Here is a 19769-nt window from a genome sequence, read left to right on the forward strand (position 1 = left end):
CAACTCAACCGATAAATACACCATGAAAAAAGCTGTTTTATCCCTTTTCTTGTTCTATGCCGCCGCAGGCATACAGGCACAAACCGACCGCGATGCCTGTTGGCTTAACGCCGCGACCGGCGCGTGGGAATGGGGATTCTTCAAGGACTTTGCCGTACACGACGCACGTCAATGGCAATATGTCTCCGTCAAGGAAGGCAGAAAGAAAACCGCCGTCACCTTACGAAGCGGCAAAGAAACCTTGCAACTGGAAATCCGCTACCGAAACGACTCCGTTTGCACCATCGCCGTCAACGACGGAAAGGCACAGACCTACCGGCTGTGGGACAGCGCGAAAGGCATCCTTTCCTACCTGCCAGCTGACGACACGCCGCCGCAACCATGCAGTTACCGGGAAGACAGCGTCACATTGTGCGGTTATCTGCCCAGTATGGAGCATGCCACTTTTACCTGTTCCATGCCCCAACTCACCGAATATCCCAAATTCCAGCCACAAACCGACTCACTCGGACGTTTCCGGTTGCGCTTTCCAGCCTTTGGACCGGCACAAGCCCTTTGCCGCATCGCGGGGCACACGTTCACGCTACTGCTCAATCCGGAACAAGACTATTACCTGTACATGGACGGCCGTTCCCCTATACTGATGGGGGAAGATGCACGGACGAGCAACGAACTGTTGGCTGTCGGAATGAATTTAGACGTATTCTCTCCGACCGAAAGGGACATCCACTCGGTAGACAACCGTACCTGCCTTGACGAGGTACGGCACGAACTGGCACGCCGTGAACGGCAATTAGACAGCCTCATCGGCAAACACCCCAACCTGTCCCGGCGTTACCGCACACTGAAAGAAGAAGAAATCCGTTACAGCGCCCTCCACCGTCTCGCCTACCAACGCTACAACCTTTCGGATTTCGGCGAAAAGCGTCTCTCCCCGGAAATCGTACGAGCCATTGATTCCTTATGCCATACCATACCACCCGTACCCTACACCATCTTCCCCGACTACCACGGCTTCCTGCAACAATCCGTTTACTATCAGTACCAACAGTTTCTCGTCCGTTTTGCCGTCATGATAGACTTGGAGAAGTTACAGCAAGTGTTGCCCTGGCAAGAAGACTTGCACCTCCCCGACACGCTTTTGCAGCTCATAGACCGGACGGTGGACATGGGACGAAAGTTCTCCCGCGACAATCCGGCTGACAGCACGGCCATGCAGGCATATAATGAAAACCATTTCAAGATTGCGAGAGAAATACACCAGTTTCCGGTATTTCGGGAACGGGAGCCCCGAATCATCGGAAACGCGGAATTGTTAAGATACCAGGAACTCCTTGCGTCTTCCACATGGACCCGCTTCCAGAAAGACCTTGCCGGAACCTTGATGGCATGGGAGGCATTGGAACGTGACCATACCCCCTTTCCGGAACCGTTGATGCGCGAAACCATGGCGCATATCCAAACTCCCGTGTTGCGCGAGGCCGTCGCCCGGCGGCAAGACTTCTACACCCGCCAACTGCAAACGCCCTTCGACTACCAAGGTTCGCTGAAAAGCAACGACATCGTGGCCGGACTGACCGACGGGAACGAAATCCTGCAACGCATCCTCGCCCCCTATCGCGGCAAGGTGGTCTATGCCGACATCTGGGGCGGATGGTGCGGCCCGTGCAAGGGGCACATGCGTGACTTCGTCCCGGCCATCAAAGAAGCCATGAAAGGGCGCGACGTCGTATTCCTTTATTTGGCCAACCGTACACCGGACGACGCATGGCGGCAAATCATCAAGGAATACGGCTCAGTAGGGGCGCAAACCGTACACTACAACCTGCCCGGCACACAACAGGAAGCCGTAGAAAACATACTCTTGAACGGTGGTTATCCCTCTTACGCCATCTTCGACAAGGCGGGGCGGCTCGTCACCAAGAATGCTCCTCGTCCCAACGAAAAAGACAAACTGATACAAGCATTAAAAGAGCAACTCTCCCAAAAAGAATAAACCCAATACAATTAACCACTAAAAATAAGAAAAATGAAAAAGAGGAATTTTCAAACAGTTTTCATGTTGCTGCTCATCCTATTATGTGGAACAAACATAGCATGTGGCAATCAAAAGACATCGCAGGACACTCCTGAAGAGAAAACAGACGAATATGGACAACTACTCATCCAAATAATGGAATACAGTGGAAGTATGGATAAGTTTAATGATTACCAATTGGCTTTCATTCCAATGGCTCAAGAGAAAATACAAGAATCGGACAAATCAGAGTTCAAAAAAATGAGCGAGGAAGAAAAAGAGCAAGCAGCCCGGGAAATGACGCAGAAGTACTTTAAAGGCGCATTCAAAAAAGACCTCGCTGATTTACTCTCACCCTATTTCCGAAAAGAAGTGTCATTGGAACAGTTGAAAGATTATGCCGCAAGGCTGAAAGACGAAAAGGTACGCATAGCCATGCAACATGTATTGACAGCTTCATCTTCACCCGTTATAGAAGAAAGCATAAGCCAAGGGATGGAAGTCATCTTAACCGGAGAAAAACCGGAAACCGTATCCCCCAAAGCATGTACTGATACTTACAGGAAATGGTTTGAAGAATATTATACGATTTCGGACGCACAAGCCACCATAGACAATGTCCTCTCCCAACTGAACAACATGATTCCGCAGAACGGGGACAGTCCGGAAATACCGAATGCCGACCTCATAGAAAAGATGATCGACTACGTCAAAGAGAATATGAAGACCTGCATGTTGAACGCTTATACAGACCACGTAAGCGAGGACGACCTGCGTACACTGTGCGAAATGCAGAAACAGCCCTCTGCCCAAGCAGCCTTAAAAGCCAGTCAAAATATGGCTCACAACATCATGTCGGTAGGGATGGAAATCATAGCCAAATACAATACATGGTTAGATTCACAGCTATAGACCGGCATCACATGGACTAACCCGCCTCACCGCCTCGCGGGCACGCTCCAGAATGGCGAAAAGCTCGTCCACCGTTTCGGCACGCAACATGGCGATACGCGTCTCACGGAAATTGGGGATTCCCTTGAACACGGGCGAAGCGGCCAGATGGCGGCGGCTGTGCAGGATGCCCCGGTATTCGTCGATGCGGCGCACGCTAGTGAGCACCTGCTCCTTGAGCACGTCTATTTTCCAATCCGCACTCATCACCGGATAGCCGCTCTTCACGGCTTCGTGCGCGGCCGACGCGCTTCCCGGGTTCAAGACATCCGTGATTTCCTTGAAAATCCACGGGCGGCCGAAAGTGGCACGCCCCACCATGACGGCATCCACCCCGTAACGGTCGAAACACTCACGGGCGCGTTCGGGCGAGGTTATGTCACCGTTCCCGATGATGGGAATCGTCATGCGCGGGTTGTTTTTCACCTCCCCGATGAGCGTCCAGTCCGCCTCGCCGGTGTACATCTGCGCCCGGGTACGGCCGTGTATGGTCAAAGCCCGGATGCCGCAATCTTGAAGGCGTTCGGCCAAATCCACAATCACCTTACTGCTTTCGTCCCATCCCAGACGGGTTTTCACCGTGACGGGAATGTCCACGGCATCCACCACGGCCTGCGTGATTTCCAACATCTTGGGAATGTTCTGCAACATGCCGGCCCCGGCTCCCTTACCCGCCACGCGCTTCACGGGGCAACCGAAATTCAAGTCGAGCACGTCGGGACGGGCACGTTCCACCACGATACGGGCCGCATCGGCCACCGGGCCCGGTTCCTTGCCGTAAATCTGGATGGCCACGGGACGCTCGTCGTCGCACACTGCCAGTTTCTCCAAACTACGGTTCACCATGCGCACCAAGGCATCTGCCGCCACAAACTCGGAATATACCATCGCCGCGCCAAAACGCTTGCATAAGAGACGGAAACCGATGTCCGTCACATCTTCCATCGGGGCCAGAAACACGGGATAAGGCCCGAACTCCACATTTCCTATTTTCATGGGTGCAAAGGTAGTGAAAGGCGAGAGCAGAGGCAAATGAAAACGGAGTTTTCTTATTTGGCTTTGCCGAACCGAATCCGACCTTCGCGGGAAGCAAAGGTCGGCAACCTTTTTAAGGAAACGGCAAAGAAAGCCCAAAGAGAGCGTAAAAAAGCAAAAAACACTACCGCGTCTCCGGTATATCGGGAAAAGGGCGTATCTTTGCAAACAAAACCCCACACCATGACGAGAAAAGATTTTGAAATCATGGCACCGGTAGGCTCGCGCGAATCATTGGCCGCAGCCATCAAAGCCGGAGCCGACTCCATATACTTCGGCATCGAAAACCTGAACATGCGGGCGCATTCGGCCAGTACGTTCACCATCGACGACCTGAAGGAAATGGCACAAACTTGTGCCGCACACGGCATCAAGAGCTATCTGACGGTAAACACCATCATCTATGGCGAGGACCTTCCGCTGATGCGTACCATCATAGATGCGGCCAAGGAAGCCGGCATCTCCGCTGTCATTGCTTCGGACGTAGCCGCCATGATGTACTGCCGGCAGATAGGGCAGGAGGTACACCTGTCCACCCAGTTGAACATCAGCAACATCGAAGCCTTAAAATTCTATGCCCAATTTGCCGATGTCGTGGTATTGGCCCGCGAACTGAATATGACGCAGGTGGCCGACATACACCGGCAAATAGAGGAACAACGCATTTGCGGTCCGGGCGGAGAGCTGATACGCATCGAGATGTTCTGTCACGGCGCACTCTGCATGGCCATCAGCGGGAAATGTTACCTCAGTCTGGACAACACGGGCCGGTCAGCCAACCGCGGAGCCTGCATGCAAATCTGCCGCCGGGGCTACATCGTGAAAGACCGCGAAACGGGTACGGAACTGGAAATCGACAACAAATACATCATGAGCCCGAAGGACTTGAAGACCGTACGTTTCATCGACCGGATGATGGAAGCAGGCGTACGCGTGTTCAAAATAGAGGGACGTGCCCGGGGACCGGAATATGTGGCCACCGTCGTGGGCTGCTATCAGGAAGCCATACAAAGCGTGTTGGACGGAACGTTTACCGAAGAGAAAAAAGACGGATGGGACGAGCGGTTGGCCCGCGTGTTCAACCGTGGTTTCTGGGACGGGTACTACCAGGGACAGACTTTAGGCGAATGGACGACGAACTACGGCTCGGCCGCCACGGAAAAAAAGGTCTACGTGGGCAAGGCCATCAAATACTTTTCCAAACTTGGCGTGGGAGAGTTCCAAATCGAAGCGGCGGACATGAGCGTGGGCGACCGCCTGCTCGTCACCGGTCCCACGACAGGGGCGTTGTTCATGGATTTGGAAGAAGTGCGTTACGACCTGAAACCGGTGGAAACCGTAGGAAAAGGCATGCGTGTGTCGTTCAAAGTGCCGGAGAAAATAAGGCCGAACGACAAGCTATACAAACTGGTGAAAAGCGCGAAAGAAGCATGACGCGCCGCAATATCGGGGCAATGCGTAGGCTCGTAACAAATAATCAGGCTTTTTTTTGGGAAGGAAGCCTGATTTTTTTATCTTTGCACGGAGAATATCACACATTTTAAAATTTAATGAGTCTGTTGAATTTCACTCACCTTTTGGCGCAAACCGTCACGGAATTATCCGAAGACTCGTCCCTGAAAGGTTTGTTTCATGAACATCAAGACGGAGACCCCCTCCCTTCGGGAAAAGTCCTGCACGAAATTATCGAATTGTGCCGTGCCATCCTTTTCCCGGGATTTTACGGGAAATCCACGGTCAACCATCATACCATCACTTATCATATCGGAGTCAACATCGAGCGGATGTACAACCTGCTGACCGAACAGATACATGCCGGACTGTGCTTCGATGCCAAGGAAACAGGCGACTGTGCATGCGACACCAAACGCGAAAAGGCCATCGACCTGGCCGGACAGTTCATCAGCCGCCTGCCGGCCCTGCGCGAAGTGCTGGCCACCGATGTGGAAGCGGCTTACAACGGCGACCCGGCTGCCGAGTCTTACGGCGAAATCATCAGTTGCTACCCTATCATCAAGGCGTTGAGCAATTACCGCATCGCCCATGAACTGCTTTTGTTGGGCGTGCCCTTGATTCCGCGTATCATCACGGAAATGGCACATTCCGAGACAGGTATCGACATCCATCCCGCCGCCCGAATCGGCCACCATTTCACAATCGACCACGGCACGGGCGTCGTGATAGGGGCGACTTGCATCATCGGCAACCACGTGAAGCTCTATCAGGGAGTCACGCTCGGAGCCAAAAGCTTCCCGCTCGATGACGACGGACACCCCATCAAAGGTATTCCGCGCCACCCGATTTTGGAAGATGACGTGATTGTCTACTCCAACGCCACCATTCTGGGGCGCATCACGGTGGGCCGGGGCGCGACAGTAGGCGGTAATATCTGGGTGACGGAGGACGTGCCCGCCGGCGCCCGACTCGTACAAAAGAAATATAAATAAACCAATAGCAAACAAGCATCCATCGAAAATCGCGAGTAAGCGAGCGCAGACCGAGCTTGCTCGAGTCTGCCGAGCATGAGCGATTTATCCAACAAAACTTACACAATGGAAACTGAATTTGAACTCATCGCCAAAACCTTCCAGGGATTAGAGAATGTTTTGGCCAAAGAGCTGACCGGCTTAGGAGCAAACAACATCCAGACCGGACGCCGGATGGTGTCTTTCACCGGTGACAAGGAACTCATGTACCGCGCCAACTTCGCCCTGCGCACGGCCATCCGCATCCTTAAACCTATCAAACATTTCAAGGCGGAATCCGCCGACCAGGTTTATGATGCCGTCAAGGCCATCGACTGGAACCAGTATCTGAACAATGAAACCAGTTTTGCCGTAGACTCCGTGGTCTTCTCACAAGAGTTCCGCCACAGCAAGTTCGTAGCCTATAAGGTAAAGGATGCTATCGTGGACTACTTCCGTGAAAAAACCGGTTCGCGCCCCAACATCAGCGTGACAAACCCGGACTTGCGCCTGAACATACACATCGCAGAAAACGACTGCACGCTGTCATTGGACAGTTCCGGTGAATCATTGCACCGGCGCGGCTACAGGCAGGAAGCTGTGGAAGCCCCGTTGAACGAGGTATTGGCCGCCGGCATGATCCTGATGACGGGATGGGACGGCGAATGCGACCTGATAGACCCGATGTGCGGTTCGGGAACAATAACCATCGAAGCGGCACTCATCGCCCGCGGCATCGCACCGGGCGTGTTCCGCAAAGAGTATGCTTTCGAGAAATGGCCGGACTTCGACAAAGAGATGTTCGACCGGATTTACAACGACGAGTCGCAAGAACGTGAATTCACACATAAGATTTACGGTTACGACATCAACCGCAACGCCGTAGACATCGCCACACGGAATGTCAAAGCTGCCGGACTGAGCAAAGAGATCGAAATAGCCCAACAAGATTTCCACAAGTTTACGCAACCGGCCGAGAAAAGCATCATCATCACCAACCCGCCGTATGGCGAACGCATCTCCACACCCGACTTACTGGGATTGTACCGGACCATAGGCGAACGGCTGAAACACCAGTTCCTGGACAACGATGCCTGGGTCCTGAGCTACCGCGAAGAATGCTTTGACGAAATAGGGCTGAAACCGTCCATCAAAATACCTTTGTACAACGGTTCGTTGGAATGCGAGTTCCGCAAATACCAAATATTCAGTGGAAAATACAAGGAATTACGCGCCGAAGGCAAGGAAATCAAGACCGATGAGGAACGTCGGCAAATGGCAGAAAAACGACGTTTCAAAATGCACCGCGAATTTAAAAGGGCCATTGATGACGACGAAGAAGACTTCCCCCCCAGAAGAAGGGATTATGACGACCGCGACAGTCGGTCACGCGGAAACCGTCCTTTCGACCGCCGTCCGCGAGAAGAACGCGAGGACAGAGGAGCGTCATACGAAAAACGTCCGTTTAAACGCGAAGGAAAAACTTTCGAACGCAAAGAACGCTCGTTCGACCGCAAGAACAAGTCGTTCGACCGCGACCGGAAACCATTCGGGAAAAACCGTAAATTCGACCGCTATGATGAAGAAGATTAATCTTTTCATAGTGATTTCATTACTGTCAATCCTCGCCATGGCACAAGGAAAAAAGAGTTTCACGTTGGATGATTTGCTTCCGGGAGGAAGTACATACCATCAATTACAGCCCCAAAACCTGTACACGGCTTGGTGGGGCGACCGGTTGGTGGATACGGACTTGGACGGCTGCCATGAGATAAACCCCAAGGACGGAAGCAAGAAGGTGCTGTTCACCTTATCGCAACTGAACCAATGGCTAGGAGCCGGGGAAGACTCATCGGTCGTGCATAGCTGCTACAATGTGGAGTTCCCCGATGGCGGACAACCATGGGTAGCCACCGTCATTTCCGGAAAAGGAAAAAACGGGGGTAAACCGACCTCCATATACACTGTAGTAGACTTCAAATCGGGAAAGAAGGTATGGGAACAGGAATATCCGGCGGATGCCACGGCATTGGACCGCTCCCCGTCTTCCAATAGCCTGGCTTTCGTACGGCAACACAACCTATATGTCACGACGAAAGAGGGACAAACGATGGCCGTGTCTTCCGACGGCAGCAACGACTTGGTGTATGGTGAAGCCGTACATCGTAACGAGTTCGGCATCACCAAAGGAACATTCTGGAGCCCGGACGGGAAACAGCTCGCTTTCTATCGGATGGACCAAAGCATGGTGCCCGACTATCCGCAAGTGGATATCACGACACGCATAGCCACCACTTATCCCTGCAAATATCCGATGGCAGGAGAAAAGATGCACAAAGTGACGGTGGGCATCTTTACGCCGGCCACAGGCCAGACAGTATGGCTGCAAGCCGGAGACCCCACCGACCGTTATTTCACGAACATTTCTTGGAGTCCGGACAACCGGAAAATATACATGATCGAACTGAACCGCGACCAAAACCACGCGGAATTGGTTTGTTACGATGCAGCTACGGGTAAAAAGGAAGGCGTGATATACGAAGAGGAGCATCCCAAATACGTGGAACCGATGCACGGCCTACAGTTCCTGCCGTGGGACAGTTCCAAGTTTATTTATCAAAGTCAACGGGACGGTTACAACCATCTCTATTTGTTCGACCTGTCCAAGCCACAGGCTTCACAACGACATAAGACATTCCAAGGCGGCTCATGCGAAGAACATGTCAAGGTCACCCCGTTGACCTCCGGCGAATGGGTGGTGAAAGAAGTCTTGGGTTTTGACCAGAAAGAAAAGAGCCTGCTTTTTTGCAGCAACGAAATCCATCCGTTGCAGTCCAATATATATAAGGTACGCGTAAAGGATGGCAAACGTACCCTTCTGGACAACGGTGAGGGTATACACTACGGTAGCGTGAATGCAAACGGCACTTACGTAGAAGACCGTTACTCTTCCCCTACCGTGGCGCGCGGCATCAGCCTGACAGACACCCGGAACGGGAAAGAGCGTAACTTGCTGACTGCCGAAAACCCATGGAAAGACTATAACGTGCCGGAAATTACATGCGGGAGCATCAAGGCCGCCGACGACACCACCGACCTCTACTATCGGATGGTGAAACCCGTGGATTTCGACCCGGATAAGAAATATCCTACCGTAATCTACGTGTACGGCGGGCCGCACGCCCACAACGTGGAGGCGAGCCGGAATTATATGGCACGCGGTTGGGAAATCTACATGGCACAGAAAGGCTACCTGCTCTTCATCCTCGACAACCGAGGCTCGGAACATCGGGGGTTGGCCTTCGAGAACGCTACCTTCCGGCATCTGGGCGTAGAAGAAATGAAAGACCAGATGGAAGGCGTAAAGTTCCTGAAATCACTGCCTTACGTCGACGCCGACCGGATGGGTGTGCACGGTTGGTCGTTCGGTGGTTTCATGACCACCAACCTCATGCTCACTTATCCCGACGTATTCAAAGTAGGTGTGGCCGGAGGACCTGTCATCGATTGGCAATACTACGAAGTGATGTACGGCGAGCGTTATATGGACCGTCCGCAGGACAATCCCGAAGGCTACAAAGGCAGTAACCTGAAACTCAAGGCCGGTAACCTAAAAGGCAAACTCCAAGTCATCATCGGTTACAACGACCCGGTATGCGTCCCGCAACACTCCCTGTCGTTCCTGCGTGCCTGTATCGACGCAGGCACCCAACCGGATTTCTTCACTTATCCGGGCGACGAACATAACATGATGGGAAAGGACCGCATACACCTGCACGAACGCATCACGCAATATTTTGAAGACTATTTGAAATAAAAACAATCGGATATGAAGATATTACTGTTAGGCAGCGGAGGGCGCGAACACGCTCTGGCCTGGAAAATCGCCCAAAGCAAGAAAGTGGACCAACTGTACGTCGCACCCGGAAATGCGGGTACGGGCAGTGTGGGGGAAAACGTACCGCTCAAAGCCGATGATTTTGAAGGCATCAGGCAATTTGTCCTCAGCAAAGGCGTGGACATGGTAGTAGTCGGTCCGGAAGATCCCTTGGTCAAAGGTGTATATGATTTCTTCAAGAACGACGGCCAACTGAAAGACATCCCGGTCATCGGGCCGTCCAAACAAGGTGCCGTACTGGAGGGCAGCAAAGATTTTGCCAAGGCATTCATGCAACGCCACGGCATACCGACAGCCGCCTACCGCACGTTCACGGGGGAGACGTTGGAAGAAGGCCTGAAATTCTTGGAAACCCTGAAAGCCCCTTACGTACTGAAAGCCGACGGACTTTGTGCAGGGAAAGGCGTACTCATCCTGCCCACACTGGAAGAAGCCCGCAAAGAACTGAAAGAAATGTTGGGCGGCATGTTCGGCACAGCCTCTTCATCGGTTGTCATAGAGGAATTCCTTAGCGGAATCGAATGTTCCGTATTCGTACTGACTGACGGGCGGAACTACAAAATCCTGCCGGAAGCCAAGGATTACAAACGAATCGGAGAACATGACACCGGCCTGAACACCGGAGGCATGGGAAGCGTATCTCCCGTCCCGTTCGCTACCCCGGAATGGATGCAGAAAGTCGAAGACCGCATCATCCGCCCCACGGTAGAAGGATTGGCCGAAGAAGGAATCGACTACAAAGGATTTATCTTCTTCGGACTGATTAACGTGGAAGGCGAACCGATGGTCATCGAATACAACGTACGCATGGGCGACCCGGAAACAGAAAGTGTCATGCTCCGTGTGAAGAGCGACCTGGTGGACCTTCTGGAAGGCGTGGCACAAGGCGACCTCGACCGACGGACACTGGAAATCGACGAACGCAGTGCCGTATGTGTCATGTTGGTATCCGGCGGGTATCCCGAAGCCTACGAAAAAGGATTCCCCATCACGGGTATCGAAGACGTACAGGACAGCATCGTCTTCCATGCCGGCACGGCTTTGAAGGACGGACAGGTGGTTACAGCCGGTGGGCGGGTCATCGCCGTCAGCTCTTACGGACAGGATAAGGAAGAAGCCTTGAAGCAATCTTTCAGCCAGGCACAGAAAATCCGGTTCGAGAAGAAGTATTTCCGCTCCGACATCGGTCAAGACCTATAACGAAATGAGGAGTAACAGGTTCCAGAACAAGGTGGCTACGAGCAATTTCACACTGCCCGTAGCCGCTTTTCTCACCACACTGCTGTGGTGTGCGGAAGGAATCTATACGCTCGACCGCCTGTTGGGATGGGGCGTTTGCGGCCTGACAGCCTACTTCTGGGTGGAAACCAACAACGCCCATTCACTCATCCGTATCCGCAGCCGGCTGACACCGTCCATTTACCTGTGGATGACGGGGTGTATATTCTGCCTGCATCCCCTGCAAGACGGCTTAATCGTTTCTTGCCTCGTGTTGGCATCCTATTACCTGCTGTTCAAATCCTATCAGCAAACGGAAGCCGTAAGCCCGATTTTCCATTCATTTCTCTGTCTCGGCATAGGCAGCTTGTTTTTCCCGCAACTGCTTTTCTTCGCCCCGTTCTATCTTTGGTACACCGCCGTCTACCTCCGTTCGCTGACGTGGCGTACGTTTTGGGCGGCCATGACGGGTTTGATTCTCCCTTACTGGTTCATGGCCGGATACTTCCTTTATATGGAAGACTTCGGCCGGTTCACCGGACATTTCCGGGAACTTATCCTTTTCCAACCGATATATTATGAGAACTATCGGAATTTCGACTTTTTACAAATCAGCACCATAGGACTGGTCATAGCTTTCACCATCATTGCCGCCCTGCATGGCATACGCACTAGCTTTAACGACAAGATACGCACGAGAATGTTTCTATATCTCATCCTCACACAAGAACTTCTTATCGTACTGCTCATGGCCTTGCAACCGGTACATTTCCAAGTTCTTTTGGGATTATTAGTCATGAACTCCGCTCCCATCCTGTCCCACTACTTTGCCTTGACAAGCAAAAGGTTTACCGATGCGGTATTCATCTTGTTCCTATTCATGTTTGCAGCTTTATCTTTCCTGAATATATGGAAGCAATGGTTGACTTTCTGATACAATACGGCTATTGGGGCATGTTTCTGGCGGCATTTCTGGCAGCCAGCGTATTCCCGTTCAGTTCCGAAGCTGTCATGGTCGGCCTGCAACTGGCCGGACTTGATCCGCTCTTACTGCTTGTATGGGGCACCATAGGAAACGTAGGCGGCAGCATGTTCAATTACAGCATCGGACGTCTCGGCCGTATGGAATGGGTAGAAAAATACCTTCGTGTGAAACGGGAAAGCGTGGAGAAAGCACAGCATTGGATGGAACGGAAAGGCGCATGGGTGGGCGGCATCTTGTGTGTGGTTCCCGTCATCGGCGATGCCATTTCCGTGGCATTGGGTTTCATGCGTGCCAACTGGCTGATATGCCTGATTTCCATTACGATTGGAAAACTGGTACGTTACGCTATTTTAGTTTATACCGTCACTTTATTTTAATGCAAATGAGATTACTTCCCTTCCTGTTTTACCTCGTGGCATGTCTTTGCTTTTTCACCGGATGCAAACCGTCCGGCCGTACAGACAACAAAGGCACACAGCGACCGGTTATTACCGTATCTATCGAACCGTTGCGTTACATTACAGAACGCATTGCAGGCGACGGATTCCACGTGGAAACATTTGTACCGAAAGGCAGCAGCCCCGAGACTTACGAGCCGACTCCCGAACAGATGATGAAACTCAGGCAAAGTCTGGTCTATTTCACAATCGGCGATTTAGGCTTTGAACGTACTTGGACAGACCGGTTCCGGCAAACGTCACCCGAAGTCCCGTTCGTCCGGACTTCGGAAGGCATCAAGCTCATAGAGGGGCATCATCACGGCACGCCCGACAAACCGGAAAACGAAACCGACCCGCACGTATGGACTTCGCCGGCTCGCATGAAGGCCATTGCACAAAACATCTGTGCCGCGCTCTGCAAACTTGATACCGCACACGCCCGGCAATTCCGCCGGAACCTGCAACAGACACTGGCCGACCTGCAAGCCACGGAAGACAGCATACACACGCTCGTAGACAGCCTGCACCCCAAAGCATTCCTTATATACCACCCCACGCTCACCTATTTTGCACAGGACTACGGACTCACGCAAATCGCCATAGAAACCGACGGTAAGGAACCGTCCCCGGCACAACTCGTCCGGCTCATCCGGCTTTGCAAAGAAAAACAAGTCCGCACCATTTTCGTCCAACAGGAATTCGACCGGAGAAACGCGGAACTCATAGCCAAAGAAACCGGCACGCACCTCGTAGACATCAACCCGCTCTCTTACGAGTGGAAAGAAGAAATGCTGAAAATAGCCCGTACACTGCACGCACAATGAAAATAACCCCACTTATACAATTAAACCGGATTCAGGTAGGATATGACGGCAAACAAGTCTTGCGGGACATCGACCTGACGGTATATGCCCATGACTTTTTGGGTGTCATCGGCCCGAACGGCGGTGGAAAGACCACTTTAATCAAAACGATTCTCGGGTTGAAAAAACCGATGTCCGGGACAGTTACCTTCTTCCGTGAAGGCCGGCCCGTCCCCTCCATCCGCATGGGCTATCTGCCCCAATACAACAAAATAGACAAGAACTTTCCCGTCTCGGTCTACGAGGTCGTGCTGTCGGGACTGCGGAAAAGCTTCTGGAAGCGTTATTCCAAGGCACAGCACCAAGCCACGCGGGACATGCTCTGCCGCATGGGACTGGACACATTGGCCGACCGCCCAATAGGCCATCTCAGCGGCGGCCAATTGCAACGCGCCCTGCTCGGCCGGGCCATCATATCACAACCGGATGTGGTCATATTGGATGAACCCAATACTTATATTGACAAGCGGTTCGAAACACAACTCTACCAACAACTGGAAGAAATCAACCGCGAAAGTGCCATTATACTTGTCAGTCACGACTTAGGCTCCGTATTGCAAAATGTGAAGAGTATCGCCTGCGTAAACGAAACCCTCGACTACCATCCAGATACGGAATTGCCGGAAGGTTGGCTCGAAGACAAATTCAACTGCCCCATAGATTTGGTAGGACACGGCAACTATCCCCACCGTGTACTAAAATGTCACAAACATAGTTAAAACGGCCGACAAACCTTTTAAAATTCAGGAAAGAGCCGTACAAAAAGGAAAAAGTTACTAATTTTGCAACTTGACCGATAAAAACAAAATCAAATAACAGCAAAACAATGAAACAGTTCAAACTTGTAAACACCCTTTTGGGATGGATTACATTTGCTATTGCCGCGTGGGTTTACTGTTCCACCATTGAACCGACCGCAAGTTTCTGGGACTGTCCGGAGTTTATCACTACCGGCTACAAACTGGAAGTGGGACATCCACCCGGCGCACCTTTCTTCATGCTTACGGCTAACTTGTTCTCGCAATTTACCAGCGACCCTTCGCAAGTGGCCCTGATGGTCAACACGATGTCGGCGTTGATGAGTGCCGGTTGTATCCTGTTCCTTTTCTGGAGCATCACGCACCTGACACGCAAGTTGGTATGCAGTGACTACAGCCAGATGACAACAGCCAAATTGATTACCATCGAAGGTAGCGGTTTGGTAGGCGCGTTGGTCTATACTTTTAGCGACACATTCTGGTTCAGTGCCGTAGAAGGTGAGGTTTACGCTTATTCATCCTTGTTTACGGCATTGGTGTTCTGGCTCATCCTGAAATGGGAAGAACATGCCGACGAGCCTCACAGCGACCGTTGGCTCGTACTGATTGCCTACCTGACAGGGCTTTCCATCGGTGTGCATTTGCTGAACTTGCTTTGTTTGCCGGCCATCGTGCTCATTTGGTATTACAAGAAAAATCCCGATGCCAACCTGAAAGGTTCACTTTGGGCTTTGGTGGCTTCCTTTATCCTGGTAGCCGCCGTATTGTACGGCATCGTACCGGGCATCGTGAAAGTAGGCGGATGGTTCGAGCTGTTCTTCGTCAACACTTTGGGACTTCCGTTCAACACCGGTCTTATTTTCTATATTTTCTGCCTGATAGCCACCGTACTTTGGGCTATCCGTGAAACGCTTGTCCAGAAAAGCCGTCGCCGCATGAATATCGCCTATCTGGTAGCCGTAGGCATGTTGGGTATTCCTTTCTACGGATACGGATGGAGCAGCTTCGTCATCGGAGTCATCGTTTTGGGCATTCTGGCTTTCATCCTCAGTCGCAAGGTACAGGGAAAACCGCTCATCAGCCCCCGCGTCATGAACACCTCATTGCTTTGCATGCTGATGATCATGATCGGGTATTCCACATACGCCGTCATCGTCATCCGTTCCACGGCAAATCCGCCGATGGACCAAAATTCACCTGAGGACATCTTCACGTTGGGACAATACCTGAACCGTGAACAATACGGCAGCCGTCCGTTGTTCTACGGGCAGGCCTACACTTCAAAGGTGCAGTTAGAGACCAAAGACGGCTACTGCATGCCGGAATATAAAGAAGGGGCACCGATTTACCAACGTGTGGAGAAACATTCCACCGATGAGAAAGATGCTTACCGTATCGTGTACTACGACAGGGAACCAATCTATGCCCAGAACATGGTGTTCCCGCGCATGTATTCCGACCGCCCCGAGCACGTCAGGGCTTACGAAGACTGGATGGGCGGCGTGGAAGGCAAGCAAGTGCCTTACGACCAATGCGGACAAATGGTAATGGTAAAGGTACCGACGCAAGGCGAAAACCTGCGTTTCTTCTTCAGTTACCAGATTAACTTCATGTACTGGCGTTATTTCATGTGGAACTTTGCCGGACGGCAGAACGACATACAGGGTAATGGCGAACTGGAACACGGTAACTGGCTGACCGGAATTCCGTTCATCGACAATGCCCGTCTGGGCGACCAAAGCAAACTGCCCACCGAACTGAAAGAGAACAAGGGACATAATGTATTCTACTGCCTGCCCCTGTTGTTGGGACTCATCGGACTCTTCTGGCAGGCTTACAAGAACCAGGAAGGCGTACGCCAGTTCTGGGTGGTCTTCTTCCTGTTCTTCATGACCGGTCTGGCCATTGTGGTCTACCTCAACCAGACACCGTTGCAGCCGCGTGAACGTGATTATGCTTACGCCGGTTCGTTCTATGCCTTCGCCATTTGGGTAGGTATGGGTGTAGCCGCTATCGTAGACGGGCTGAAACGTCTCAAGGTGCCGGAAACCGCAGCCTCTTTGGTCAGCCTGCTCGCCCTGTTCGTCCCCATACAAATGGCCGGACAGACGTGGGACGACCACGACCGCAGCGGACGCTACACCTGCCGCGACTTCGGACAGAACTACCTGAACTCCATGGACGCCAAGGGCAATCCGGTGATCTTCACCAACGGCGACAACGACACCTTCCCGTTGTGGTACAACCAGGAAACGGAAGGCGTGCGTACCGATGCCCGTGTCTGCAACCTGAGTTACCTGCAGACAGACTGGTATATCGACCAGATGCGCCGCCCGGCCTACGACTCGCCGTCGTTGCCCATCAGTTGGACCCGTCTGCAATACGTCACCGGCACGCGCGAAGGCATCCCCGTGCAGCCCGACGCCCTACAGCAAGTCATCGACTATTACAAAGACAGTCCGGAAGACCTGAAACAGATGTTGGGCGACAACCCGTATGAGTTGAAGAACATCATCCGGCACTGGATATTGAACGATAACCCTGACCTGCAGATTTTCCCGACCGACAGCATCGTGGTGACGGTGGACAAGGAAGCCGTGAAACGCTCGGGCATGATGATTGCCGCCGATTCCATTCCCGACGTGATGCACATCTCGCTCAAAGGCAAACGCGCCGTCTACAAGAGTGAGATGATGATGTTGGAAATGATTTCACAGGCCAACTGGGAACGCCCGCTCTACATGTCCACGACGGTAGGTCCCGACAATTACGGACATCTGGGCGACAACTTCGTACAGGAAGGCCTTGCCTGCCGCATCACGCCGTTCGACACCAAACAGAGCGGCCGTACCATCGACAGCGAGAGGATGTACGACAACATGATGAACAAGTTCAAATACGGTGGATTGAAAGAGAATCCGGACATCTACCTCGACGAGACCGTAATACGCATGTGCTACACACACCGCCGCCTCTTCAACCAACTGGCCCAACAGCTGCTGAAAGAAGGAAAGAAAGAGAAGGCATTGAAAGTGCTGCAACGGGCTGAGGAAGAAATTCCGGGCAGCATCGTCCCGCACGAAGCCATCTACGGACATTCCATCGAACTGGGCAGGGCGTGGTTGTCACTGGGCCATAAGGCAGAAGGAGGCAAATTGCTCGAAGCTGCACGACAAAACGCGAAAGAATATTTGGAATGGTACCTGAGCCTGAGCACGCCGCGACTGTTGCAATCGTCACGGGAATGCCTCACACAGCTCTACATCCTGAACAGCATCGCGAAAACTTGGGAGGCCGCAGACAAGAAGAAAGCCGAAGAGTGCATCATGGAAGTGAACAACTATGCTTCACGTTGCCATCAAAGAGGAATAAGCTTGTAATCCCAGTCTGAAACCCAGGAATCCATGTTCATAGAACAACCCGCAGTGTTCCTCCGGTGGCTATATCCGACCGCGATATGGCGGATGAGCCGCAAGAAGAAAGTAGTCTATCTGACATTCGATGACGGACCGATACCTGAAGCCACCCCGTTTGTGTTAGACACATTGGACAGGTTTGGTATCAAGGCCACTTTCTTCATGGTGGGAGACAACGTGCGCAAGCATCCCGACATCTACCGCATGGTCGTCGAACGCGGGCACCGCGTCGGCAACCATACGTTCAACCACATCGGCGGCTTCCGGCATTCATGCAAAGAATATCTGGAAAATGCAGACAAAGCCAACCGCCTGCTGCATACCAACCTCTTCCGCCCTCCACACGGGTGGATGCGGTTGCTGCAATTCAAACTGCTACGCAAGCACTACCGCATCATCATGTGGGACTTGGTGACGCGTGACTACAGCAAAAGGGTGACGGCGGAGGACGTGGTGAACAACGTGAAACGCTACGCACGCAACGGTTCCATCATCACGTTCCACGACTCGCTGAAAAGTATCGACAAGCTGCAAACGGCTTTGCCCGAATCCCTGCAATGGCTGAAAGACCAAGGATATGTTTTCAAAGTGATAGAATGACAAAAAACATACTCTCTGCCACTCAAATAAAAGCCGAGGCCGCCAGCCTCGGCTTTTCTGCTTGCGGGCTGGCCCCGGCCGGACCGGTCGCCCCTCAGCACGCCGCTTTCTTCAAACGCTGGCTCGGCGAAGGACGGCAGGCCGGTATGGCTTACATGGAAGGGCATGAAGCCAAACGGCTTGACCCCCGCCTCCTCGTGGAAGGATGCCGGACAGTGGTCAGCGTAGCCCTGAACTACCTCCCGTCCACGCCCATCCCGGACCACAAACTGCAAATCGCCTGGTATGCTTACGGGCAGGACTACCACGACATCATGCGGCAGAAGCTGAACGGCCTGCTCGAAGCCCTGCGGCACAGTGCGCCGGAAGGCACCTTGCAAGGGCGTGCCTTCTGCGACACGGCACCGGTACTGGAACGCTATTGGGCCTGGTGGTGCGGCTTGGGGTGGATAGGCCGCCACACCCAGCTCGTCATCCCCCGGGCGGGCAGTGCATTCTTCCTCGGCGAACTGATGCTCAACCTACCGGCGGATGCCTACGATACGCCTTTCCCCACCGACCGTTGCGGCACCTGCCGCCGTTGCATCGAAGCCTGCCCCACGCATGCCTTGGAAGAAGGGTGCGGACTGGATGCCCGCCGCTGCCTGAGCTACCTGACCATCGAGAACCGGGGCGGAATTCCCGAAGAGGTTGCTGCCCGGATGTATCCTTATTTCTACGGTTGCGACCGTTGCCTGCGTGCCTGTCCTCATTTGCGTTCCGCCATCTCCACCACGGAACCGGCCTTCACTCCCCGTCCCGAACTGCTGCAAATGGAGGAGGAAGACTGGGTGCGGTTGGACGTGGAACACTACCGGATGCTCTTCAAAGGCTCTGCCGTGAAACGGGCGAAATACGAGGGCCTCATCCGCAACCTGAAAGCACTGCGCGGCCACGGGGACAAGTAGTGCATTCCGTTCTCCTGTCCATCCTTACATTCTGTCTATTTGCCAATCTAACACCCTTAGGATTTCATTTTCTTGCATGATGGCGCACACGGACGAAAAAACACGATTCTCGCGTGCCTTGCAAAATCCTTCGTGTCACTCATTCCCTTCCTTACGCTTACTTCCTGCATACAAAG

The 19769-nt window shown here is 52.8% G+C and carries 15 protein-coding genes; 14 read left to right on the forward strand and 1 reads right to left on the reverse strand.

Annotation, left to right across the window (positions count from 1 at the left end; genetic code table 11):
• Positions 1-22 precede the first annotated feature (22 nt).
• Both E0E47_RS11400 and E0E47_RS11405 read left to right on the forward strand, forming a co-directional pair.
• Positions 23-1996, forward strand: a complete 1974-nt coding sequence (locus E0E47_RS11400) for a TlpA family protein disulfide reductase (protein WP_130893742.1) — start codon at positions 23-25, stop codon at positions 1994-1996.
• Between the two features lie 33 nt (positions 1997-2029).
• The gene (locus E0E47_RS11405; RefSeq protein ID WP_130893743.1) at positions 2030-2929 is read left to right on the forward strand and encodes a hypothetical protein; all 900 of its coding nucleotides are present in this window, start codon (positions 2030-2032) and stop codon (positions 2927-2929) included.
• Here the strand turns inward: E0E47_RS11405 and dusB are convergent.
• Entirely contained in the window at positions 2924-3964 is a 1041-nt protein-coding gene (dusB, locus tag E0E47_RS11410; protein ID WP_130893744.1) for a tRNA dihydrouridine synthase DusB, read from the reverse strand. The genes E0E47_RS11405 and dusB overlap by 6 nt on opposite strands.
• A 222-nt stretch (positions 3965-4186) precedes the next feature.
• On the opposite strand from dusB, the gene E0E47_RS11415 reads away from it, so the two are divergent.
• The 12 genes from E0E47_RS11415 (at position 4187) to queG (ending at position 19593) form a co-directional block, all read left to right on the forward strand.
• On the forward strand, positions 4187-5437 hold the full coding sequence (locus tag E0E47_RS11415) for a peptidase U32 family protein (protein WP_130893745.1): 1251 nt from the start codon (positions 4187-4189) through the stop codon (positions 5435-5437).
• A 116-nt stretch (positions 5438-5553) separates the two neighbouring features.
• Positions 5554-6450, forward strand: a complete 897-nt coding sequence (locus E0E47_RS11420) for a serine O-acetyltransferase (RefSeq protein WP_008627850.1) — start codon at positions 5554-5556, stop codon at positions 6448-6450.
• A gap of 105 nt (positions 6451-6555) precedes the next feature.
• Complete coding sequence (locus E0E47_RS11425) at positions 6556-8061, forward strand: THUMP domain-containing class I SAM-dependent RNA methyltransferase (RefSeq protein WP_172604695.1); 1506 nt, start codon at positions 6556-6558, stop codon at positions 8059-8061.
• Positions 8045-10285 carry a S9 family peptidase gene (locus E0E47_RS11430; protein ID WP_130893747.1) on the forward strand — a complete coding sequence of 747 codons (2241 nt, stop codon included), beginning with the start codon at positions 8045-8047 and terminating at the stop codon, positions 10283-10285. The genes E0E47_RS11425 and E0E47_RS11430 overlap by 17 nt, the downstream gene beginning before the upstream one ends.
• A 12-nt stretch (positions 10286-10297) precedes the next feature.
• Positions 10298-11566 (forward strand): phosphoribosylamine--glycine ligase, encoded by a 1269-nt coding sequence (purD, locus tag E0E47_RS11435; protein WP_008627857.1) that lies wholly within the window; start codon positions 10298-10300, stop codon positions 11564-11566.
• Positions 11567-11570: 4 nt separating this feature from the next.
• Positions 11571-12518, forward strand: coding sequence for a hypothetical protein (locus E0E47_RS11440; protein ID WP_130893748.1), 948 nt, complete (start codon positions 11571-11573; stop codon positions 12516-12518).
• Complete coding sequence (locus tag E0E47_RS11445; RefSeq protein ID WP_130893749.1) at positions 12494-12946, forward strand: YqaA family protein; 453 nt, start codon at positions 12494-12496, stop codon at positions 12944-12946. The genes E0E47_RS11440 and E0E47_RS11445 overlap by 25 nt, the downstream gene beginning before the upstream one ends.
• A 5-nt stretch (positions 12947-12951) precedes the next feature.
• Positions 12952-13833, forward strand: a complete 882-nt coding sequence (locus E0E47_RS11450) for a metal ABC transporter solute-binding protein, Zn/Mn family (RefSeq protein WP_232038418.1) — start codon at positions 12952-12954, stop codon at positions 13831-13833.
• Positions 13830-14591 carry a metal ABC transporter ATP-binding protein gene (locus tag E0E47_RS11455; RefSeq protein ID WP_130893751.1) on the forward strand — a complete coding sequence of 254 codons (762 nt, stop codon included), beginning with the start codon at positions 13830-13832 and terminating at the stop codon, positions 14589-14591. Before E0E47_RS11450 ends, E0E47_RS11455 begins: the two co-directional genes overlap by 4 nt.
• Before the next feature lie 107 nt (positions 14592-14698).
• Positions 14699-18010, forward strand: coding sequence for a DUF2723 domain-containing protein (locus E0E47_RS11460; protein WP_130893752.1), 3312 nt, complete (start codon positions 14699-14701; stop codon positions 18008-18010).
• 24 nt (positions 18011-18034) lie between these two features.
• Positions 18035-18646, forward strand: a complete 612-nt coding sequence (locus E0E47_RS11465; protein WP_130893753.1) for a polysaccharide deacetylase family protein — start codon at positions 18035-18037, stop codon at positions 18644-18646.
• Entirely contained in the window at positions 18643-19593 is a 951-nt protein-coding gene (queG, locus tag E0E47_RS11470) for a tRNA epoxyqueuosine(34) reductase QueG (protein WP_130893754.1), read from the forward strand. Before E0E47_RS11465 ends, queG begins: the two co-directional genes overlap by 4 nt.
• Positions 19594-19769 lie beyond the last annotated feature (176 nt).

It is taken from the genome of Paraprevotella xylaniphila YIT 11841 (assembly GCF_900683745.1).
In the GTDB taxonomy this organism is placed as follows: Bacteria; Bacteroidota; Bacteroidia; order Bacteroidales; family Bacteroidaceae; genus Paraprevotella; species Paraprevotella xylaniphila.